The following is a 21,123-nucleotide window of genomic DNA, read 5'->3' on the forward strand; positions in this document are numbered from 1 at the left end:
ATCGGATTATTGGAATCTTTTCAGGTTATATGCGTACATTGCATCAAAATCTAGGTTCATTGTAAAAGCACCATCTTGGTAACAATGAAGACAGTATTTTTTCGATAAAATACCATCACTTTCTGTACCAACTGGTGTTTTTTTATCAAGTGGCATACCACAACTTTGGCATTATTGAACTTTGGCCATAGAAATACTCTTGTCTGTTATTTAAATTTGTAGAGCAAATTATGGTGATAAAGTACTTTAACATGAGGATGATGAAAAAGTGAAGCTACACCGTATAAACTTTATTTCGGTTTTAGATATATGCTATATCATTTAATTTATCAAGTGGAAGCGTGTTTATCATATATAGGATTAGGGAATAAAATATCAAAATATAAAGTTTTTTAATAATGATTGCTAAAGGAGTCTTGCACTGATGATTATTGCTATAATCATACTTTTGTTTGCTTCATTTTTCTTTTCAGGAAGTGAAACAGCTTTAACTGCTGCAAACAGGATGAAGATACAAACAGATGCACAACACGGAAACAAAAAAGCCGGAAAACTCGCAAAGTTATTAAGTAAACCGAGCGAATTTATAACTACGATTTTAATAGGTAATAATATTGCAAATATTATTTTACCGACACTTGTAACAATTCTTGCAGTTGATATGGGGATTAATGTTGGGTTAGCTACAGCAGTAACTACGATAGCAATTATCATTATTTCGGAAGTTATACCCAAATCTATCGCTGCCACTTATCCTGACAGAATGTCGCGTTTGATTTATACACCAATTTCATTTTTTGTATTTATTTTTAAACCAATCACTAAGATATTAAATGCATTAACAGATTTGATAAATAAAGCACTATCAAATGGTACAGATGAGACAAAGCGCTTTTCTAAAGAAGAAATTAGACAGATGGTGACGATTGCAGGCAGTGAAGGTGCGTTTAATGAAATAGAACGAAATCGCATACAAGGTGTCATGGATTTTGAGCAATTAAAGATTACAGATATAGATACAACACCACGCATCAATGTTACAGCTTTTCCATCAGATGTTTCATACGAAGATGCATATGAGACAGTCGTATCAAAGCCTTACACTAGATATCCAGTCTATGATGAAGATATAGATGATGTGATAGGTATTTTCCATTCTAAATACTTACTTGCATGGAGTCGTGAACCAGATAATGATATTTTAAACTATACATCTGAACCTTTATTTGTGAATGAGCACAATAGAGCCGAGTGGGTGTTAAGAAAAATGACAGTTTCAAGAAAGCATTTAGCGATTGTGTTAGATGAATATGGTGGCACCGATGCGATTGTTTCTCATGAAGATCTGATTGAAGAGATGCTCGGAATGGAAATTGAAGATGAAATGGACGAAGAAGAAAAGGAAAAATTAGAATTACAGAAAAAAGCATATAGTGAAAAATAGTTTTTGAGGAAGTATCTATCTAGTGTGAATTTGAGTTGGTTGCTGATCAAATCAAAACGGATAAGGTAGTCTGCGTCTCGACTTGCCTTAGACGTGTATTAAAGGAGTATGTTGGTATGAAATTATCTACAAGAGTTACTGGGTTATTGAATGTAAAATATCCAATTATTCAAGCGGGCATGGCTGGTTCAACGACACCTGAATTAGTTGCAACTGTGAGTAATGCTGGTGGATTAGGTACAATTGGAGCTGGATATTTTAGATCAGATAGATTAGAACAAGAAATTACTTATGTTCAAGAATTAACGGATTTACCTTATGCAGTCAATTTATTCGTACCAAGTGATAAATTATACATCCCTGAAAAAGTGGAACATATGAATGCATGGTTAAAGCCCTATAGACGTGCATTTAATATAGAAGAGCCTGTAATCAATATGACTGAAAAACAGCAATTTGAAGATGCGATTGACCTAGTTATTGAAAAAGGTGTGCCTGCGGTTTCATTTACATTTGGTATTCCGGAACAAACAGTTATTGAAAAATTAAAAGAACGTCATATTAAATTAATTGGCACAGCAACAAGTGTTGAAGAGGCAATAGCCAATGAATCTGCAGGAATGGATATGGTCATTGCGCAAGGTAGTGAAGCAGGTGGTCATAGAGGCGCGTTTTCTGAAACTGCAAGCCAACTTACACCGCTTATTGGCACCATGTCTTTAGTTCCTCAAATGGTTGATCAAATCAATATCCCAGTCGTAGCAGCAGGCGGGATTATGGATGGTAGAGGATTAGTGGCTAGTATGGTATTAGGCGCAGAAGGTGTTCAAATGGGCACAGCATTTTTAACATCAGATGAAAGTGGTGCAAGTCAACTATATAAGCATGCAATTAGTCAAAGTAAGGAAACGGATACAGTTGTCACTAATGTTATTACTGGTAAACCAGCAAGAGGCATAGATAATGAATTTATTCATAAAATGAATGAATATGATGATGAAATTCCAGATTATCCGATACAAAATCAACTGACAAATGCATTGCGCAAAGAAGCCGCAAATAAAGGTAATGCGCAGTGGACACATTTATGGAGTGGTCAAAGTCCAAGGCTTGTACAACATATGTCGGCTTGGGCACTAATAGAAAATGTGGTTAAACAAGCAAATGAAATAATGAATCGATAACTGCAACGCCATATATGAAAAATTATCAAAGACGAGACTAGAAGGCTTAATGAATTATTAAGTTTCTAGTCTCATTTTTTATGATACATAGTAAATCATTTGAAATAAAAATCTTTAGTTTTTTAAAGTTATCGTAAATTGAATTTAATCAAGTGAATATCATAAATCATCTGTGGTATCATTAATTTGGTGATACATATGATAAATATTGGATTAACAGGTTGGGGCGACCACGATACATTATATGAGGATTTGCAACGAAAAACAGATAAATTAATTACATACGCAAGTCACTTTCCAATAGTGGAACTTGATGCAACTTATTATGCCATACAACCTGAAAGGAATATAAGAAAGTGGATTAAAGAAACACCAGAACGCTTTGAATTTATTGTTAAAATACATCAAGCACTAACACTTCATGCTGATTTTCATGATTATGCAGAAACAAGACAAAGCCTTTTTGATCAATTTAAGGATATGTTACAACCGCTAATAGATGAAAGTAAACTCGCTATGATATTAGTTCAATTTCCACCATGGTTTGATTGTACCGTACCGAATATTACATATATAAGATACGTGCGAGAACAATTAAAAGACTTTCCGATATGTGTCGAGTTTAGGCATCAATCGTGGTTTAATGATCAATTTAAAGAAGAAACATTGGCGTTTTTAACGCAACAACGCATCATCCATGCTGTTTGTGATGAACCACAAGCAGGTCAAGGGTCTATACCGCTCGTCAATAGAATCACGCATGAAAAAGCATTTGTACGTTATCATGGTCGGAATGTTCACGGGTGGACGAAAAAGGACATGACCGACGAGGCATGGCGCGACGTGAGATATCTATATGATTACAGTGAATCTGAACTACAAGATTTAGTGAATAAAGTTAAAGTATTAGAACATAAAGCCAAAAAAATTTATGTTGTATTTAATAATAATTCTGGTGGTCATGCAGCACAAAATGCTAAAACATACCAACGCTTGTTGGGCATAGATTACGAAGGATTAGCACCACAGCAATTAAAATTATTCTAGGAGCGATAAGATGTTAACAATTATATTATTGATTTTAATTGGTGGTTTGTCAGCGGTCATAGGCTCTTTAGTAGGTATTGGTGGCGGCATAATAATAGTTCCGACAATTGTATACTTAGGTGTGGATAATGATTTGTTACACGGCATAACACCTCAAATTGCTATCGGAACATCTTCTGTTATATTAATTGTAACCGGCTTATCTTCCACACTTGGTTATCTTAAGACAAAACAAGTTGATGTTAAGAATGGATCGATATTTTTATTTGGCTTACTACCAGGTTCATTAATTGGTTCAATCATAAGTCGTTATCTGACATTAGAATCATTTAATTTATATTTTGGTATATTTTTAATCTTAGTTGCCATCCTATTGATGGTGAGAAATAAAATTAAGCCTTTAAAAGTATTTGCGAAACCACAATATGAAAAAACCTATGTGGATGGTCATGGGGAAACATATCACTATCACGTACCACCATTGGTTGCATTTGTGGCTACATTATTTATTGGTATTTTAACAGGACTCTTTGGTATTGGTGGCGGTGCTTTAATGACACCACTAATGCTCATTGTATTTAGATTCCCACCGCATGTTGCGGTAGGTACGAGTATGATGATGATTTTCTTTTCAAGTGTTGTCAGTTCAGCAGGTCATATCGTACAAGGTCACGTAGCCTGGGGTTATGCAATCATCTTAATTATAGCAAGTTATTTTGGTGCTAAATTAGGTGTCAAAATTAATCGATCCATTCAATCGAATACTGTCGTTACATTATTGCGTGCAGTCATGCTCATAATGGGTATATATCTAATCATTAAATCATTTTTTTAAAATAAGAGGAGGGAAAACATAGATGAAATTAACAATTTATCATACGAATGATATACACAGTCATCTACATGAATACGCACGTATCACTGAGTATTTAGCTCAAGAGAGACCTAAATTGAATCATCCCTCGCTCTACTTAGATATAGGTGATCACGTTGATTTGTCAGCGCCTGTGACTGAGGCAACGATGGGTATCAAAAATGTTGAATTATTAAATGATGCACATTGTGATTTGGCTACGATTGGTAATAACGAAGGTATGACGATATCTCATGATGCATTAAACACATTATACGATAATGCAAAATTTGATGTGACTTGTGCCAATGTTTTTGATGAACGCGGTCAATTACCAAATAATATCTCTTCATCATTTATTAAGGTAATAGATGGTGTGCGTATATTATTTGTGGCTGCTACAGCTCCATTTACGCCGTTTTATAGAGCGCTAGACTGGGTTGTGACGAATCCATTAGAAGCAATTAAAGACGAGATAAGTGCTAATGAAGGTGCTTATGATTTATTAATTATTATGAGTCATGTAGGGGTCTTTTTTGACGAAAAGTTATGTCAAGAAATACCTGAAATAGATTTGATTTTAGGAAGTCATACGCATCATTATTTCGAAAATGGTGAATTTAATCATGGCGTGCTTATGGCAGCTGCAGGTAAATATGGTTATTTCTTAGGTGAGGTTACTTTAGAGATTGAAGATAATGTTGTAGTGCATAAAGAAGCAACGATTCACCCTATAGAAAAGTTGCCTGAAGTAGAAACACATTTTGAAGCGGAAGGCAAGGCACTCCTTAGTGACGCTGTCATAGATTATCCCATCCAATTACCTAGAAGAACGAACATGATTTCACAAACATCTTATGTGCTAGCAGAGAGTTTGTTTGAATTTACGAATGCAGATTGTACGATTATTAATGCTGGTTTAATTGTACAAGGAATTGATGGTAATCAAATTACAGAATATGATATTCATCAAATGTTACCGCATCCAATTAACGCAGTGCGTATTAAATTAAGTGGTCAAGAATTAAAGCAAGTAATTATTAAAAGTCAAAAGCAAGAATATTTGAATGAACATGCGCAAGGTTTGGGTTTTAGGGGTGATATTTTTGGCGGTTATATTTTATATAACCTTGGATTTATCGAATCGGGTTCACGTTATTTTATCAATGGTGAAGAAATAGATAATGATGGCACGTATATCTTAGGAACAGTTGATATGTATACATTTGGTAGATATTTCCCAATGTTAAAAGACCAAGCCATAGATTACTTAATGCCAGAGTTTTTACGAGATATTTTCAAGGAAAAATTGTTAGAATATTAAATTGTTGTAATAATACGTTTTAATTTGTTGGAAATTTCGTTATAATGATTAGAGATTTCAAATCGGGAGGATTGTCATGTTATGGCTACTAAAAATGAAGAAATTTTACGTAAACCAGATTGGTTAAAAATAAAACTAAATACTAACGAAAATTATACTGGTCTTAAGAAAATGATGCGCGAAAAGAATTTACATACAGTTTGTGAAGAAGCAAAGTGTCCTAATATACACGAGTGTTGGGGTGAGCGTCGTACTGCAACATTTATGATTCTTGGTGCAGTTTGTACACGAGCTTGTCGTTTCTGTGCAGTTAAGACTGGTTTACCTAACGAATTAGATTTAGATGAGCCAGAACGCGTGGCAGAATCTGTAGAGTTAATGAATTTAAAACATGTTGTTATTACTGCAGTTGCGCGTGATGATTTAAGAGATGCAGGTTCAAATGTATACGCTGAAACAGTGCGTAAAGTACGTGAACGTAATCCATTTACATCAATTGAAATCTTACCTTCAGATATGGGCGGAGATTATGATGCATTAGAAACATTAATGGCATCAAAACCGGATATCTTAAACCATAACATCGAGACAGTTCGCCGTTTGACACCGAGAGTTCGTGCTAGAGCGACTTACGATCGTACATTAGAGTTCTTGAGACGTTCTAAAGAATTACAACCTGATATTCCTACAAAATCAAGTTTAATGGTGGGATTAGGTGAAACACACGAGGAAATTTATGAAACAATGGATGACCTTCGTGCTAATGATGTGGATATTTTGACAATAGGTCAATATTTACAACCTTCACGTAAACACTTAAAAGTTGAAAAATATTACACACCTTTAGAATTTGGTAAATTAAGAAAAGTAGCAATGGATAAAGGTTTTAAACATTGCCAAGCTGGTCCACTTGTAAGAAGTTCTTATCATGCAGATGAACAAGTAAATGAAGCTGCAAAAGAAAGACACCGCATCGGAGAAGAAAAACTTGGTAATGAAATTGGTACAGATACGAATAACTAATTAAAATAAGGCTTAGTTCATTTTAGATGATTGCGTGTATCGCACTATATGAACTAAGTCTTTATTAGAAATATGATATAAATATGTGAGTCATTTTAATATTTTATTATTTATAATTGAGTTTATGAAATGACATAGATTAGGTGAATGATATGATAAAAGTAAATGGACAATACTTTGAGATAATAGAGGAATATAGAGCGTGTTTTGAAGAAGAAACATTTGCCAACAGATACTCAGATATTTTGGATAAGTATGATTTCATTGTTGGTGATTTTGGATATGACCAATTGAGATTAAAAGGGTTTTATAATGATAATAATAAAAAGGCAGAGTTAAGTAAACGATTCTCAACAATACAAGATTATCTATTAGAGTATTGTAATTTTGGCTGTCCTTACTTTATTTTAAGACGTATTCCAGAAAGTGAAATTAAGACACAGTTAGATGAAAGCGAAACAACAGAAAGTGACGCGATACTTGAAGAAGATAAACTGCATGATGTTAAAATTCAGCCCAGTATCCAACAATCAGAGAAATAATATAAGCTGGCAAACAGTGAATAGATATTTCCATTTTAACAAAACAAACCAAAGGCGATTATACGCTTTTGGTTTGTTTTTATTGATTAATATTTTGAGGCATAGTGCAAGTACTATGGCATCATGTTATTGAATGACTTCATTTAAATATGCTGTAATCTCGTTACCTTCGATTTCAGACACACCAAGAATATGTGCGATATAGCCTTCTTCTTCTAAGTCATCTGTGCCAATAATGCCAAATTTATTTGTTTGCATATTAAGGACGATTGTTTTCCCAAAATGGCGGTTGGTTTGAACTAGCATTAAATCATAACGGCTGTGTTCACCAACAAAACCAACAAATTGGGCTTGTGCAGATTCATCATCATCATATAGATACATATCAATCATGTTTAGGCTCCTAACAATATAAGTATTTAGTTTAAATTAGCTTATTTAAAGCAATTTTGATCTTACTAAAAGTCTTGATTTACAGTATAACCATAAATGAATTTGTCTGCAAAGTTATGGTATGATGAGATGGATAGGGGTGACTAAAATGTATTTTGTTAATAAAGAACAATTGAATACTAAATTAAATTATTTACAACAATTAATTCAAGATTATCCTAGCCATAAAGATAATCATTATGCATTTGAACGTATTGCGCAAATGTTTATTGAATCAGCGGTAGACATTGGTAATATGATTATAGACGGCTTTATACTTAGAGATCCTGGTAATTATAAGGATGTTATAGATATTTTAGCGTTAGAAAAAGTGATATCTAAAGATACACAACATCAAATTAATCAAACCGTTGATGTAAGAAAGCAATTTGTTCATTATTATGATGAACTTAATACGACGACATTGATACCCATCTTTGATGAAGCAGTGCCATTTTATCAAAGTTATATTGATGAAGTAATTCAGTTTTTAAAAAATGAAAATGTTCCAATCACAGCTTTTGGTAAAAAAGGAGAATAAGTCATAATGAAAAATTATAAAGCGTATTTAATCGATTTAGATGGAACGATGTATAAAGGGAATGAAGAAATTGATGGAGCAGCCAAATTTATTTCTTACTTAAATAATCAAGATATTCCACATTTATACGTGACAAATAATTCAACGAAAGAACCAGAAGAAGTAGTATCAAAATTAAATACAATGGGTATTGTCGCACAAGCTGATGAAGTTGTTACATCAGCTTTGGCAACCGCAGAATTTATCGCAGAAGAATCACCTGGAGCAACTGTATACATGTTAGGTGGAAGCGGGTTATCCAATGCTTTAACTGCACAAGGATTGGTACTCAAAGACGATGAATTCGTGGATTACGTAGTGGTTGGTTTAGATGAGCAAGTTACCTACGAAAAGCTTTCAACTGCAACGTTAGGTGTGCGAAATGGTGCTAAGTTTATCTCAACAAACCAAGATGTCTCTATACCAAAAGAGAGAGGATTTTTACCAGGTAATGGAGCGATTACAAGTGTCGTGTCAGTTTCGACAGGTGTCCAACCCGTATTTATTGGCAAACCAGAGCCGATTATTATGAATAAAGCCTTAGAAATTTTAGACTTAGACCGTTCAGATGTAGCGATGGTAGGAGATTTATATGATACAGATATTATGTCTGGTATTAATGTTGATATAGACACGATTCATGTACAAACTGGTGTCACAACTAAAGAAGAAATAGAGAAAAAATCAGTACCACCGACTTATACTTTTAAGGATTTAAATGAAGTGATTAAAGAACTTGAAAAATAGGAGTGTTCGTATGGATAAAATCATTGTTACTCGAAAAATTCCGCAACCTTTTATAGAACAATTAGAAGCGCTTGGACAAGTAGAAATGTGGGATGAGTCACTTATTCCGATGCCTAGAGCGCAATTTTTAGATGCCATCAAAGATGCAACGGCTTTCTTTATAACTTTGAGTGAAAAAATAGATGAAGAAGCCCTGGAAGCAGCACCTAACCTGAAAATTATTGCAAATATGGCAGTTGGTTTTGACAATATTGATATTGATCTCGTAAATAATAAAGGTATTATCGCAACGAATACACCGAGTGTCTTAACTGAAACGACTGCAGAATTAGGATTCACATTAATGTTGGCAGTAGCAAGACGAATTGTAGAAGCTGAGAAATATGTTCAAAATGGCGAGTGGCAAAGTTGGGGCCCATATTTGTTTGCGGGCAAAGACTTGATTAATGCGAATGTGGGTATTTATGGCATGGGTGATATTGGTAAAGCTTTTGCTAGAAGATTAAAGGGCTTTAATACTAAAATCATGTATCATAATCGCTCTAGACATGAAGATGCCGAAAAAGAGTTAGGGGCATTGTATGTACCATTTGATACATTATTAGAACATAGCGATTTTATAATATGTACAGCACCACTCACAAAGGAAACTCAAAATAAATTTAATGCTACAGCATTTAAAAAAATGAAAAACGATGCGATTTTTATCAACATAGGACGCGGCGCAGTTGTCGATGAACAAGCACTAATCGCTGCTTTAGAAAATGGTGACATCGCAGCTTGTGGTTTAGATGTTCTACGTGAAGAACCGATAGATATGAAACATCCACTCTTAGCGATGGCTAATGCCGTGATTGTACCTCATATTGGTAGTGCGTCTGTAATAACAAGAAATCGTATGATTCAACTATGCGTTGATAATATTCGATTAGTATTAAACAATTTACATCCTAAAACACCAATAAAATAATAAAAAGTATCTTGTATTTAGGGATTGGGACTTTCAATACATAAGTCCCAATTAAAAAGAGTCTGCGAACATCTATGGATGTTTGCGGGCTCTTTTTTTGATAGCAAAAAAACTGATGTATAAAGATAACTGATTTTTAAACCGTTTAGTTTCACTGATTATAAGTGCATTAAATATAATTGTATTTTGAGCATTTTAATATTTTAAACCATCTAACATTTTTATTATATATAAAATACTTTATTCGATTGTCAGACCATCATAAAAAATGTATAATAAGCTGGTAAAATATTAAAATATTGTAAATAGCCTTACAACCAAAAAATATTGTTATGTAATAAAAAATAATAGTATAAATAATAAAAGAGGTGGATGATGAGTAAAGAAATGAATAAAAAACCTACCTATCAAAAAATGAAGCCATGGTTATTAACATTATTATATCTTGCTATTTTTATAGCCTTATACTTAATTTACGGTTCTGGAGATACGCATAATAACTTTATTTATAATGAATTTTAATCGAGGAGAAAATTATGAAAGATATTGTATATTCATTAATTGAAAATGAAAAGAATTACCCCGACCAAATTGCAATAAGACATAATGATGAAACAATCAATTATCGAGAACTTAATCAATATACGAATGGACTAGCAGAATTAATAAAAGACAGTCAAAGTCCATTGATCGTATATGGACATATGTCGCCTTATATGATTGTAGGGATGCTTGCAAGTTTAAAAGCAGGTTGTGGTTATGTACCCATAGATGTTTCAATGCCTGAAGATCGAATTAGTTCTATTATTGAAAAAGTAGAACCTGACTATATTTTAAATACGACAGAAAGTTTATTAGACATAAAACATAATCATATTTTTGATTTGAATATATTTAATGACATGGATACATCTATTAAATTTAATGCGCTGATTGAAGATAAAAATATTGCTTATACGATTTTTACTTCTGGTTCAACAGGTGAACCTAAAGGTGTACAAATTCGTTATGATAGTTTAAATCAGTTTACGCAGTGGATGGTCGACCTCAATCAATTAGGTGAAAACCAACAGTGGTTAAATCAAGCGCCTTTTTCATTTGATTTATCAGTAATGGCGATTTATCCATGTTTAGCTACGGCAGGCACGTTAAATTTAGTAGACAAAGCAATGATTAATAAGCCTAAACTATTAAACCAAATGCTAGAAGTAACACGCATTAATGTATGGGTCTCAACGCCTTCATTTATGGAAATGTGTTTAATGTTACCAAATCTTTCAGAAAATCAATATGATAGTTTGAAAGAATTTTTCTTCTGTGGTGAAATTTTGCCACATAGAACGGCAAAAACGTTATTACAGCGATTCCCATCTGCGTATATTTACAATACATACGGGCCTACTGAAGCAACGGTTGCAGTTACAAGCATACGGATTACTGAAGATATCATAAATCAATATAATCCATTACCTGTTGGCGTACCGAGACCAGGCACAATATTGTCTTTAGCTGAGAATGACGAGTTAGTGATAACTGGTCAATGTGTGAGTGCTGGATACGTTAAAGATGAAATGCGCACTAAGGCGGTATTTAAAACATCCAATGGACAGCCAAGTTATTACACAGGTGACAAAGCTACGAAGAAGCATGAGCAATGGTTTATCAATGGTCGCATAGATTTTCAAGTTAAACTTAATGGTTACCGTATGGAATTAGAAGAGATTGAATTTCAATTACGACAGGTTAATGTAATAAAAGAAGCGGTTGTTGTTCCAATTTATAAAAATAGTAAAGTTGTGCAATTGCAAGGTGTAGTCATTTTAAATGAGGAAGTAGATATCGATGCTGAACAAGCTATGATACATAACATTAAACAAGCGCTTAAAAAATCAATTCCAGATTATATGATTCCTAAAAAAATAATATTTAAAGATAAATTTCCATTAACGGCAAATGGAAAACTAGATAGAAAACAAATCGCTGAGGATATACAAGCATGATTCCATATGGCACATTTACATTTTTTCTCATAGCGTTCATTGTACTATTACCTGTCATTATCATGGGGTTAGTTGGCAAGAGAAGTCGAATTTATAATGGTATCAGTACCATGGTGATGATTGTTCTCATTTTTTCTTCAGAAAAACACAATCTTTTTGGACTATCATTTTTAAGTATACAGTTAATTAATTTTATCTTATACATTCTCTGGCAAGTAGCCATTATCATGTTTTACTGGAAATCACGTGCAAAAAATAATACATTCAGTAAATTTTTTGTCGTTATTGTTTTATCGATATTGCCGTTAGTGGTTGTCAAAGTCATGCAAAGCTCGTGGTTTGGTGCAGCACAATTGAAATTACATGAAAATAAAGTTATTGAATTTATTGGCTTTTTAGGTATTTCATACGTCACGTTCAAAAGTGTACAACTATTAATTGAAATACGAGATGGTTCGATTAAAGAAGTTAAAGTATCGAAAGTATTTCAATTTGTATCGTTCTTTCCAACCATTTCATCAGGTCCGATAGATCGTTATAAACGATTTGTTAAAGATGAAGCAAAGATTCCATCCAGTGACCAATATCAAGAATTATTACATAAGGCAATTCATTATATTATGCTTGGATTTTTATATAAATATATCATTGCCTATTTAATTCAAGTTTATGCTATAAACCCACTGTTGTTGGATTTTAATAGTTTTACTGCTAAATGGCTTTATATGTATGCGTATAGTCTGTATTTATTTTTTGACTTTGCTGGTTATTCTTTATTTGCTATGGCCTTTAGTTATTTATATGGAATACAAACACCGCAAAACTTTAAACAACCCTTTAAAGCAAAGAATATTAAAGATTTTTGGAATAGATGGCATATGTCATTGTCATTCTGGTTTAGAGATTGTATTTATATGAGATCGTTATTCTTTATGTCGAAAAAGAGATTGTTAAAAAGTCAGTTCACGATGTCTAATATTGCCTTTTCATTAAACTTTTTAATAATGGGAATTTGGCATGGCATTGAAGTTTATTATATTTTGTATGGCTTATATCATGCAGTTTTATTTATTGGTTATGGTTATTATGAAAAATGGCGTAAAAAACATCCGCCAAAATGGTCAAATCAATTTACGGCACTATTAAGTATTATCGTTACATTCCATTTTGTAACATTTGGCTTTTTCATCTTTTCTGGGAAATTGTTTTAAAATTTAGGAGGAAAATATTATGGAATTTAGAGATCAAGTATTAGATTTATTAACTGAAGTAGCTGAGACTAATGTGATTAAGGAAAATCCTGATGTGGAATTATTCGAGGAAGGTATTATTGATTCATTCCAAACGGTAGGGTTATTACTAGAAATTCAAAATAAATTAGATATTGAAGTTTCAATTATGGATTTTGACAGAGATGAGTGGGCGACACCTAATAAGATTGTAGCGGTATTAGAAGAATTACGATGAAACTAAAACCATTTATACCAATCATTGTAAGTCTTGTGCTATTTGGCATCTTTGTAATGTTGCCAGCGAGTTGGTTTACTGGTTTAATCAATTCCAAAACATTAGCTACGCAACGTGTTGCTCTGACTGATCAAGTATTAAAAGGTACTTTAATACAAGATAAAATGTATCAATCCAATGCATATTATCCTATTTATGGGTCCAGTGAATTAGAAAAAGATGATCCATTTAACCCGGCGTTTTTACTAAATGGTAGAAAAGATGTTCCGAAGCAACCGTTTTTAATTGGGACAGGTGGATCAACCGACTTAGTCAATGCCGTGGAACTTGGTTCGCAATATGAAAACTTAAGAGGCAAAAAGATGGCCTTTATTGTGTCACCACAGTGGTTTACAAAACATGGATTAACACATGATAATTTCAAAGCACGAATTTCAAAGGGACAATTAAATCGATTATTTAATCAAAATCAATTAAGCCCTAAGTTGAAACAACGTTATGCGAAACGTTTATTACAGTTCAAAGATGTTGAAAACAGACCTTATTTAGAAAAAGTAGCAGCAGGCCATATGCCAAAAGAAACTCAATATCTTTCAAAATTTCAAGATAATCAATTGAAAAAAATTGAAGCAATTAAATCAATATATCCATTAAGAACGTCTCCTTTATCACATATCGATCCTGTTACACATAAAAATAGTTCGTGGCATAACATTGAGTCAGCAGCGGAATCATACGGTGAAGCGCGTACCAAGTCAAATCAATTTGGTATTCGAGATGAATATTGGGGTTTAATCAAACAGCATAAACGTAAAATTAACCGAAATTACGAATTCAGACAAAATTCTCCTGAATTTAATGATTTAAAATTACTTGTAGATACGTTACGTGAAGGTGGCGCAGATGTTGAATATGTGATTTTACCTTCTAATGGTAAATGGTATGATCACATCGGAATCAAACAAGAGAGACGTCAAAAAATATATGACAAGATTGACAATACGATTATAGATCATGGCGGACATACCTATAATATGACCGATAAAGATTATGAACCATATGTGGTAAGTGATGCGGTGCATATTGGTTGGAAAGGCTGGGTTGATATCGCAGAACGTATTGAACAACACATGCATAAAAAATAACGTATAAAATTAAACAATCCTTTCAAATTTCACAGTTTATGTGAATTTTTGAAAGGATTATTTAATGGGTTTAAAACGTAAAATAAGCTAAATAACGTCATATTATAAGTGTATAAAACATTTAGTTTAAAATGGATGGTGAAATATTAAAATTAAAAAACCTAGTACACAGTTTTCGTGTTCTAGGTTAAAAAGTGTTCGAAAGCCATTCAATTTTTGATGTTATTATATATATAGTAAGTCTATCAATTAGAATACTTGTTCTACTTCGATTACTCCTGGTACTTCTTCATGCAAAGCACGTTCGATACCTGCTTTTAATGTGATAGTTGAACTTGGGCATGTACCACATGCGCCATGTAATTGTAATTTAACAATACCATCCTCTACATCTACAAGTGAACAGTCGCCACCATCGCGTAATAGGAAGGGACGTAGTTTTTCGATAACTTCTGCTACTTGATCAAACATCGTTACGTTTTCAGTTGGCATAAAAATGCCTCCTTTCAAGTAAATTATTTCATTTTCTACTTATCTTTTTATTATAATAGAAAAATAGGGAAAAATCTATAAATCAAAACAAAAGGGGAGAAAGATATATGGATAAAGTGAGCGTCGTTGTTTATGGAGCAGATGTTGTATGTGCGAGTTGTGTCAATGCACCTACTTCTCGTAACACATTTGATTGGTTACAGCCTTTATTAAAACGTAAATATCCGGACAAACAATTTGAATTTACGTATATCGATATAGAAAAAGATGTAGAAAATCTAACAGATCATGATCAACAATATATTGAACGCATCCAAGAGGATGAATTATTTTATCCCTTAGTTACGATGAATGACGAATATGTTTCAGATGGTTATGTTCAGTTAAAAGATATTACTAAATTTATGGAATTACAGTAAAAAAAGAAGGCGTCTAGGTCATTTGATGATGTGTCCTAGACGCCTCTAAAATTAGCTGTAAATATATTGATCTCAGTGATCATTAGCATATTTGATAAAAAACTAAGCCAAGATAAAAGGCTTAGTTTGGAGCTTCAAAACGATTTAACCGTTATGGTATTTATACATCCATAGGACGCCTGATTTTAAGATAGAAGCTAGACGACCAGTAACGGTGCGGTCCATAATGTATGCGAACCCTTTTTTATCACCAAGTGATCCAAGGAAACCTTGAATTTTAATTTCTGGCATTTTTTCAGGAAGTGGTTTGTTTTGCCATTGTAATTTCATCACATCAGCAATTTGATCACCTTGAGCTTCCGCCAATTGCGCGCTTGGTGCATGAGGTAAATCTGCACAATCGCCGACCACGTAAACATTTTTGTAAGTAGGCACCTGATGATATTGATTTAAAATGACGCGCCCGCCTTTACTGATATCAATAGGTAGGTTTCTAACTAATTCTACTGGTTGGATACCTGCAGTCCACACGATTAAATCAAGTTCTTCTGGTACGTCATTATTGTAAATACAACCGGGTTCAACACGGTTGATATCAGAGTTTGGTACAACTGTGACATCATGTTTTTTGAACCATTTCTCTATATATTTACTTAATTTTTCAGGGAAACGACGTAAAATACGTTCTCCTCTATCATACAGGAAAATTTGTAAATCACTGCGACTTTCACGTAATTCACTAGCTAATTCGATACCGCTTAAACCTGCACCTACAATACCTACTTTAGCACCATTTGGAAGTTCACTAATATGATGGAATGTTTCACGCGATTTAGAAAGTGTTTGAATACTATGTGTGTATTCTTCTGCACCTGGCACATTATGATATTTATCTTCACAACCAAGTCCGATAACAAGTTCATCATAATCAACCTTGGTGTGCCCTACAGATACGATTTGGTCATCCAAATTAATATCAGTAATTTCGCCATAAACGTTATTGATTCTATCTGAATCAGGAAAACTCATGCGGATATCTTTGTCAGATTTTGTTCCCGCAGCTAATTCATAAAATTCTGGTTTTAAACCATGGTATGGCATGCGATCAATTAATGTAATTGAATAATTTTCTGGAAGTGCTGATGGTAAAATATGAGACATGATGCGCATATTACCATAGCCACCACCTAGTAATACTAAGTTTTTCATTTGTGATACCCCTCTAATAAAAATTGTATTGAGCAGAAAAGATATGATAAATTTTTAAATCATTGTAGAACATGTCCATTGCACTTCAATGTAAATAAAATGTGATTAAATCATGTTTTATTCTGCATCGATATACCAATTTTCTATAATCAGCTTACTTAGATATATTATATGCTTTTTTGTTTACTACTACAAATAAAGTAGACGCATTCTAATTTGTCATTACAAAATTTTTAGATAAGTAAATATTAACTTTGAAAATCAAATAATCAAATGTGATTGAGACTGGGCATACATTGATAAAGGTCAACTCAATGATGAATTGAAGCGTTAATCAAAATTTCTGTAAGCTAGTATGTAGATATAGCCCCAGTGTTTTTGTTATAATTGTCTAACTGATAATTAATGAGAGGGTGTAATATGAATCCAATAGTTGAGTTCTGCATTTCGAATTTAGCGAAGGGCGGAGATTATGTATACAATCAGCTTGAAAATGATCCAGGCATAGATGTTTTAGAATATGGGTGTTTACAAAATTGTGGTATATGTTCTAGCGGCTTGTATGCATTAGTGAATGGTGATATCGTTGAAGGTGAATCTCCAGATGATTTATTACAAAAAATATACGCACATATAGAAGAAACATGGATTTTTTAGGAGGTAATTGTTATGACAGTGATTAATATGACAGAGTCAGCAGCTTATGAAGTTAAAGACATGTTACAACAGAACGATATGCCTGATGGCTATTTAAAAGTGAAAGTAAATGGTGGTGGGTGTACAGGCCTAACTTATGGCATGTCTGCTGAAGAAGAACCTGGCGAGAACGATGAAATATTCGAATTTCATGGTTTGAAAGTATTAGTTGATAAGTACGATAAACCAGTATTAGATGGTACGACAATCGATTTTAAACAATCTTTAATGGGAGGCGGCTTCCAAATAGATAACCCGAATGCCATTGCAGCATGTGGTTGCGGTAGTTCGTTTAGAACTGCTAAAGTGGCTGGGACGCCTGAAGATTGCTAATTAAATAAATTGATAAAAAGGCTATGGTTCACTTAAACAATAAGTGTAAACTATAGTCTTTTGTACGTTTATGTGAAATAATAAACAATATGGTCGTTAGCGCTTGAAAATCAACGATAAAAACTATAAAATTGGTATTGGATGAAAATTGTCTTTTTTGTGAATTACTTTTTAAAGATTGGGTAAATAAAAGACGATTGCAACAAAAAAATTATGAAAGCTTAGGTGAATGAAATGGCTCAAGATCGTAAAAAAGTATTAGTTCTAGGCGCTGGTTACGCTGGTTTACAAACTATTACAAAATTACAAAAGCAAATTTCAGCAGATGAGGCTGAGGTTACATTAATTAATAAAAATGACTACCACTATGAAGCAACTTGGTTACATGAAGCTTCAGCAGGTACAATTAGCTATGAAGATTTACTATATCCAGTTGAAAGTGTTGTTAACAAAGATAAAGTTAACTTTGTAAAAGCAGAAGTAACTAAAATTGATCGCAATGCTAAAAAAGTTGAAACTGACGCTGGAATCTTTGATTTTGATATTTTAGTAGTTTCATTAGGTTTCGAAAGTGAAACATTTGGTATCAAAGGTATGAAAGATTATGCTTTCCAAATTGAAAATGTATTAACTGCACGTAAATTATCTCGTCACATTGAAGACAAGTTTGCTAATTATGCATCTTCAAAACAAAAAGATGATAAAGATTTAGCTATTATTGTTGGTGGTGCTGGATTTACTGGTGTGGAATTCTTAGGTGAATTAACAGACCGTATTCCTGAATTATGTAACAAATATGGTGTAGAACAAAGCAAAGTGAAAATCACTTGTGTTGAAGCAGCACCAAAAATGTTACCAATGTTCTCTGATGAATTAGTTAATCATGCGGTAAATTACTTAGAAAACAAAGGTGTAGAATTTAAAATTGGTACACCAATCGTTGCTGCTAACGAAAAAGGTTTCGTAGTAAAAGTAAATGATGAAGAACAACAATTAGAAGCTAATACAGTAGTATGGGCTGCTGGTGTGCGTGGTAGCAAATTAATGGAAGAGTCATTTGAAGGCGTTAAACGTGGACGTATTGTTACTAAACAAGATTTAACAATTGAAGGATACGATGATATCTTTGTTATTGGTGATTGTTCTGCGTTTATTCCTGCAGGAGAAGAACGTCCATTACCAACTACAGCACAAATTGCTATGCAACAAGGTGAACACACAGCTAAAAATGTTAAAAACATTTTAGAAGGTCAACCTACAAACGAATTTGAATACGTTGATCGCGGTACTGTATGTTCGTTAGGCGCTCATGATGGCGTTGGTGTTGTTTATGGTAGAGATATTCAAGGTAAAAAAGCTGCCTTCATGAAGAAAGTAATCGATACACGTGCGATATTCAAACTTGGCGGTATTGGTTTAGCGTTTAAAAAAGGTAAATTTTAATAAATAAATCCATTGAGATACATTTTTGAATGTGTCGTATGAGATGCAATGAGGCCGGGACATATCATTATGTTCCGGCCTCATTAAGCATATAGATGTTTTTATTTGAATTACATAAGCAGTATCAAGAAATTACTTTAGACAAATATAATTTCTGTTTTTAATCTACAGAAAATAGAAATTTTGAAAATTACATAAACAATATAAGATATTAATTAAGCAGAAAAGAGGAGAAACTATTATGAAATTTAATATTAGTAATCATCAAGAAAGTGACACGGATACATTAGTAATCGGAGTACCTGAGCATTTAAATCAACTAGAAACAGTAGTCGTTGGAAATGAAAACTTAAATGACAAGCTTAAAACATTAAAGCAACATCAAATTATAAGTACAAATATTGCTGCTATTTCTACAACAATGATCAATTTAAATGATAAATTTGTAAAATTAATTACGGTTGGCTTAGGTAATGTAAAATCAACCCATCACAGTGATTATTTAAAAGTATTTGGTCATTTATTTCAATATTTAAAGAAAAACAGAATTAGTCATGTTTCATTATTGTTTGATACATTTCAAGCGCATGAGTTACCAAGAGAAACAATTGCTGAAATATTAGGTCAACAAAGTATGCAGTCAATTTATGAATTTGATAATTATAAAACCGATAAATCTGCACCATATCAAATCGATTTAGATATCAGTACTTCCAAAGAAGGGGGTATAGAAGCTGCAATTGAACATGGACAAGCTATTGCATCAGCCATCAATATTGCTAGAGATTATAGTAATATACCCCCTAATATATTGACACCAAGCTTTTATGCTGAAATGATACAGAAACATTTCAATCATACTGAGGTTAGCGTTGATATAAAAGATAGTAAAACACTTCAAGAAGAAGGATTTGGCTTAATACATGCTGTTGGAAAAGGCTCTAAGCATGGTCCTAGAGTCATTACTTTGTCATATAACGGTGGCAACGTAAATGATGCTCCGATTGCATTGATTGGAAAAGGTATTACATATGATTCTGGCGGTTATTCTATTAAATCTAAAATAGGTATGCAAACTATGAAATATGACATGTGTGGCTCTGCAAATGTCGTAGCCATGATTGACGCAGCACGTAAACTTGAACTAAAGATTAATATTGTTGGTGTTATTGCTGCTGCTGAAAATATGGTTAATGAAATCGCGATGAAACCGGATGATGTATATACTGCATTGAGTGGTGAATCGGTTGAAGTATTAAATACGGATGCTGAAGGTCGTTTAGTATTAGGAGATGCAGTATTTTATGCGAATCAATTCCAACCTAAATTGATTCTTGATTTTGCAACATTAACTGGTGCTGCAGTAGCGGCATTAGGCGATGATAAAGCGGCTGTGTTTAATCATAATGCAGATGAAACTTTACAACATATACTAAACTGCGCACGTCAAATGGATGAATTTGTTTTTGAATTACCAATGACTTCAACAGAGCAAAAATTAATTAGAAATAGTGATGTTGCAGACCTCGTTAACCATACGAATGGTCAAGGAAAGGCATTATTTGCGGCAACATTTATTAATCATTTTGCGGGAGAAACGCCACATATGCACTTTGATATAGCTGGTCCAGCAACGATAAATAAACATACACATAAAGGTCCTAAAGGGCCGACAGGTTATCTTGTTCCTACTATTGTAGAATGGATGCGTCATCTGAAATAGTAAGATTTGTAATATTTTAATACTATAAAAAATGGGCAACATGATGTAAT

The 21,123-nt window shown here is 33.2% G+C and carries 24 protein-coding genes; 20 read left to right on the forward strand and 4 right to left on the reverse strand.

Annotation, left to right across the window (positions count from 1 at the left end):
* Positions 1-6: 6 nt before the first annotated feature.
* Positions 7-156: a zinc ribbon domain-containing protein gene (locus ACM595_RS13420; RefSeq protein WP_075339727.1), complete on the reverse strand. Its 150-nt coding sequence runs from the start codon at positions 154-156 to the stop codon at positions 7-9.
* Between the two features lie 268 nt (positions 157-424).
* Here ACM595_RS13420 and ACM595_RS13425 point away from each other — a divergent pair, with 268 nt between their 5' ends.
* The 7 genes from ACM595_RS13425 (at position 425) to ACM595_RS13455 (ending at position 7,417) form a co-directional block, all read left to right on the forward strand.
* Entirely contained in the window at positions 425-1,444 is a 1,020-nt protein-coding gene (locus tag ACM595_RS13425) for a hemolysin family protein (protein ID WP_041079620.1), read from the forward strand.
* 116 nt (positions 1,445-1,560) lie between these two features.
* Positions 1,561-2,628, forward strand: coding sequence for an NAD(P)H-dependent flavin oxidoreductase (locus ACM595_RS13430; protein ID WP_041079618.1), 1,068 nt, complete (start codon positions 1,561-1,563; stop codon positions 2,626-2,628).
* A gap of 198 nt (positions 2,629-2,826) precedes the next feature.
* Positions 2,827-3,675, forward strand: coding sequence for a DUF72 domain-containing protein (locus tag ACM595_RS13435; RefSeq protein ID WP_002483830.1), 849 nt, complete (start codon positions 2,827-2,829; stop codon positions 3,673-3,675).
* Positions 3,676-3,685: 10 nt separating this feature from the next.
* Positions 3,686-4,510 (forward strand): sulfite exporter TauE/SafE family protein, encoded by an 825-nt coding sequence (locus tag ACM595_RS13440; protein WP_002483829.1) that lies wholly within the window; start codon positions 3,686-3,688, stop codon positions 4,508-4,510.
* Between the two features lie 22 nt (positions 4,511-4,532).
* Positions 4,533-5,852, forward strand: a complete 1,320-nt coding sequence (locus ACM595_RS13445; protein WP_115338622.1) for a bifunctional metallophosphatase/5'-nucleotidase — start codon at positions 4,533-4,535, stop codon at positions 5,850-5,852.
* Between the two features lie 81 nt (positions 5,853-5,933).
* The gene (gene lipA / locus ACM595_RS13450) at positions 5,934-6,875 is read left to right on the forward strand and encodes a lipoyl synthase (RefSeq protein ID WP_002483827.1); all 942 of its coding nucleotides are present in this window, start codon (positions 5,934-5,936) and stop codon (positions 6,873-6,875) included.
* A gap of 152 nt (positions 6,876-7,027) precedes the next feature.
* A complete protein-coding gene (locus ACM595_RS13455) occupies positions 7,028-7,417 on the forward strand; it encodes a YutD family protein (RefSeq protein WP_037538900.1) in 390 nt (129 codons plus the stop codon).
* Between the two features lie 126 nt (positions 7,418-7,543).
* Here ACM595_RS13455 and ACM595_RS13460 read toward each other — a convergent pair whose 3' ends face one another.
* Positions 7,544-7,810: a DUF3055 domain-containing protein gene (locus ACM595_RS13460; RefSeq protein ID WP_002483825.1), complete on the reverse strand. Its 267-nt coding sequence runs from the start codon at positions 7,808-7,810 to the stop codon at positions 7,544-7,546.
* Between the two features lie 148 nt (positions 7,811-7,958).
* Here ACM595_RS13460 and ACM595_RS13465 point away from each other — a divergent pair, with 148 nt between their 5' ends.
* The 8 genes from ACM595_RS13465 to dltD all read left to right on the forward strand — a co-directional run bounded on the left by ACM595_RS13465 (position 7,959) and on the right by dltD (position 14,758).
* The gene (locus ACM595_RS13465) at positions 7,959-8,390 is read left to right on the forward strand and encodes a DUF86 domain-containing protein (protein WP_002483824.1); all 432 of its coding nucleotides are present in this window, start codon (positions 7,959-7,961) and stop codon (positions 8,388-8,390) included.
* Between the two features lie 6 nt (positions 8,391-8,396).
* Positions 8,397-9,176, forward strand: a complete 780-nt coding sequence (locus tag ACM595_RS13470; RefSeq protein WP_041079612.1) for a TIGR01457 family HAD-type hydrolase — start codon at positions 8,397-8,399, stop codon at positions 9,174-9,176.
* Between the two features lie 10 nt (positions 9,177-9,186).
* The gene (locus tag ACM595_RS13475; protein WP_419744365.1) at positions 9,187-10,146 is read left to right on the forward strand and encodes a 2-hydroxyacid dehydrogenase; all 960 of its coding nucleotides are present in this window, start codon (positions 9,187-9,189) and stop codon (positions 10,144-10,146) included.
* 375 nt (positions 10,147-10,521) lie between these two features.
* The gene (locus tag ACM595_RS13480) at positions 10,522-10,668 is read left to right on the forward strand and encodes a teichoic acid D-Ala incorporation-associated protein DltX (protein ID WP_011303529.1); all 147 of its coding nucleotides are present in this window, start codon (positions 10,522-10,524) and stop codon (positions 10,666-10,668) included.
* Between the two features lie 14 nt (positions 10,669-10,682).
* Positions 10,683-12,146, forward strand: coding sequence for a D-alanine--poly(phosphoribitol) ligase subunit DltA (gene dltA, locus ACM595_RS13485; protein WP_115338621.1), 1,464 nt, complete (start codon positions 10,683-10,685; stop codon positions 12,144-12,146).
* Positions 12,143-13,357, forward strand: coding sequence for a D-alanyl-lipoteichoic acid biosynthesis protein DltB (gene dltB / locus ACM595_RS13490; RefSeq protein WP_002483819.1), 1,215 nt, complete (start codon positions 12,143-12,145; stop codon positions 13,355-13,357). Before dltA ends, dltB begins: the two co-directional genes overlap by 4 nt.
* 19 nt (positions 13,358-13,376) lie before the next feature.
* Positions 13,377-13,613, forward strand: a complete 237-nt coding sequence (gene dltC, locus ACM595_RS13495) for a D-alanine--poly(phosphoribitol) ligase subunit 2 (RefSeq protein WP_002483818.1) — start codon at positions 13,377-13,379, stop codon at positions 13,611-13,613.
* On the forward strand, positions 13,610-14,758 hold the full coding sequence (gene dltD / locus ACM595_RS13500) for a D-alanyl-lipoteichoic acid biosynthesis protein DltD (protein ID WP_011303526.1): 1,149 nt from the start codon (positions 13,610-13,612) through the stop codon (positions 14,756-14,758). The genes dltC and dltD overlap by 4 nt, the downstream gene beginning before the upstream one ends.
* A gap of 249 nt (positions 14,759-15,007) precedes the next feature.
* Here the strand turns inward: dltD and ACM595_RS13505 are convergent, their stop codons facing one another.
* Complete coding sequence (locus ACM595_RS13505) at positions 15,008-15,250, reverse strand: NifU family protein (RefSeq protein WP_002483816.1); 243 nt, start codon at positions 15,248-15,250, stop codon at positions 15,008-15,010.
* A gap of 107 nt (positions 15,251-15,357) precedes the next feature.
* Here ACM595_RS13505 and ACM595_RS13510 point away from each other — a divergent pair, with 107 nt between their 5' ends.
* Positions 15,358-15,669 carry a YuzD family protein gene (locus ACM595_RS13510; RefSeq protein ID WP_002483815.1) on the forward strand — a complete coding sequence of 104 codons (312 nt, stop codon included), beginning with the start codon at positions 15,358-15,360 and terminating at the stop codon, positions 15,667-15,669.
* A gap of 144 nt (positions 15,670-15,813) precedes the next feature.
* On the opposite strand, the gene ACM595_RS13515 is transcribed toward ACM595_RS13510, so the two are convergent.
* Positions 15,814-16,878, reverse strand: coding sequence for an NAD(P)/FAD-dependent oxidoreductase (locus ACM595_RS13515; protein WP_002483814.1), 1,065 nt, complete (start codon positions 16,876-16,878; stop codon positions 15,814-15,816).
* A 420-nt stretch (positions 16,879-17,298) separates the two neighbouring features.
* Between ACM595_RS13515 and ACM595_RS13520 the strand changes: the two genes are divergently transcribed.
* The 4 genes from ACM595_RS13520 (at position 17,299) to ACM595_RS13535 (ending at position 21,073) form a co-directional block, all read left to right on the forward strand.
* The gene (locus ACM595_RS13520) at positions 17,299-17,535 is read left to right on the forward strand and encodes a YuzB family protein (RefSeq protein WP_002483813.1); all 237 of its coding nucleotides are present in this window, start codon (positions 17,299-17,301) and stop codon (positions 17,533-17,535) included.
* A gap of 12 nt (positions 17,536-17,547) precedes the next feature.
* A complete protein-coding gene (locus ACM595_RS13525; RefSeq protein ID WP_002483812.1) occupies positions 17,548-17,907 on the forward strand; it encodes a HesB/IscA family protein in 360 nt (119 codons plus the stop codon).
* A gap of 234 nt (positions 17,908-18,141) precedes the next feature.
* On the forward strand, positions 18,142-19,350 hold the full coding sequence (locus ACM595_RS13530; protein ID WP_115338620.1) for an NAD(P)/FAD-dependent oxidoreductase: 1,209 nt from the start codon (positions 18,142-18,144) through the stop codon (positions 19,348-19,350).
* Positions 19,351-19,591: 241 nt separating this feature from the next.
* Entirely contained in the window at positions 19,592-21,073 is a 1,482-nt protein-coding gene (locus ACM595_RS13535; protein ID WP_115338619.1) for a M17 family metallopeptidase, read from the forward strand.
* The last annotated feature ends 50 nt before the right edge of the window (positions 21,074-21,123 follow it).

It is taken from the genome of Staphylococcus sp. LKG3-1 (genome assembly GCF_048568385.1).
Lineage (GTDB): Bacteria > Bacillota > Bacilli > Staphylococcales > Staphylococcaceae > Staphylococcus > Staphylococcus saprophyticus.

Coding starts and splice junctions, on each gene's coding strand:
- ACM595_RS13420 (WP_075339727.1), bottom strand. CDS start 156: ATGCCACTTGATAAAAAAACACCAGTTGGTACAGAAAGTGATGGTATT.
- ACM595_RS13425 (WP_041079620.1), top strand. CDS start 425: ATGATTATTGCTATAATCATACTTTTGTTTGCTTCATTTTTCTTTTCA.
- ACM595_RS13430 (WP_041079618.1), top strand. CDS start 1,561: ATGAAATTATCTACAAGAGTTACTGGGTTATTGAATGTAAAATATCCA.
- ACM595_RS13435 (WP_002483830.1), top strand. CDS start 2,827: ATGATAAATATTGGATTAACAGGTTGGGGCGACCACGATACATTATAT.
- ACM595_RS13440 (WP_002483829.1), top strand. CDS start 3,686: ATGTTAACAATTATATTATTGATTTTAATTGGTGGTTTGTCAGCGGTC.
- ACM595_RS13445 (WP_115338622.1), top strand. CDS start 4,533: ATGAAATTAACAATTTATCATACGAATGATATACACAGTCATCTACAT.
- lipA (WP_002483827.1), top strand. CDS start 5,934: ATGGCTACTAAAAATGAAGAAATTTTACGTAAACCAGATTGGTTAAAA.
- ACM595_RS13455 (WP_037538900.1), top strand. CDS start 7,028: ATGATAAAAGTAAATGGACAATACTTTGAGATAATAGAGGAATATAGA.
- ACM595_RS13460 (WP_002483825.1), bottom strand. CDS start 7,810: ATGATTGATATGTATCTATATGATGATGATGAATCTGCACAAGCCCAA.
- ACM595_RS13465 (WP_002483824.1), top strand. CDS start 7,959: ATGTATTTTGTTAATAAAGAACAATTGAATACTAAATTAAATTATTTA.
- ACM595_RS13470 (WP_041079612.1), top strand. CDS start 8,397: ATGAAAAATTATAAAGCGTATTTAATCGATTTAGATGGAACGATGTAT.
- ACM595_RS13475 (WP_419744365.1), top strand. CDS start 9,187: ATGGATAAAATCATTGTTACTCGAAAAATTCCGCAACCTTTTATAGAA.
- ACM595_RS13480 (WP_011303529.1), top strand. CDS start 10,522: ATGAGTAAAGAAATGAATAAAAAACCTACCTATCAAAAAATGAAGCCA.
- dltA (WP_115338621.1), top strand. CDS start 10,683: ATGAAAGATATTGTATATTCATTAATTGAAAATGAAAAGAATTACCCC.
- dltB (WP_002483819.1), top strand. CDS start 12,143: ATGATTCCATATGGCACATTTACATTTTTTCTCATAGCGTTCATTGTA.
- dltC (WP_002483818.1), top strand. CDS start 13,377: ATGGAATTTAGAGATCAAGTATTAGATTTATTAACTGAAGTAGCTGAG.
- dltD (WP_011303526.1), top strand. CDS start 13,610: ATGAAACTAAAACCATTTATACCAATCATTGTAAGTCTTGTGCTATTT.
- ACM595_RS13505 (WP_002483816.1), bottom strand. CDS start 15,250: ATGCCAACTGAAAACGTAACGATGTTTGATCAAGTAGCAGAAGTTATC.
- ACM595_RS13510 (WP_002483815.1), top strand. CDS start 15,358: ATGGATAAAGTGAGCGTCGTTGTTTATGGAGCAGATGTTGTATGTGCG.
- ACM595_RS13515 (WP_002483814.1), bottom strand. CDS start 16,878: ATGAAAAACTTAGTATTACTAGGTGGTGGCTATGGTAATATGCGCATC.
- ACM595_RS13520 (WP_002483813.1), top strand. CDS start 17,299: ATGAATCCAATAGTTGAGTTCTGCATTTCGAATTTAGCGAAGGGCGGA.
- ACM595_RS13525 (WP_002483812.1), top strand. CDS start 17,548: ATGACAGTGATTAATATGACAGAGTCAGCAGCTTATGAAGTTAAAGAC.
- ACM595_RS13530 (WP_115338620.1), top strand. CDS start 18,142: ATGGCTCAAGATCGTAAAAAAGTATTAGTTCTAGGCGCTGGTTACGCT.
- ACM595_RS13535 (WP_115338619.1), top strand. CDS start 19,592: ATGAAATTTAATATTAGTAATCATCAAGAAAGTGACACGGATACATTA.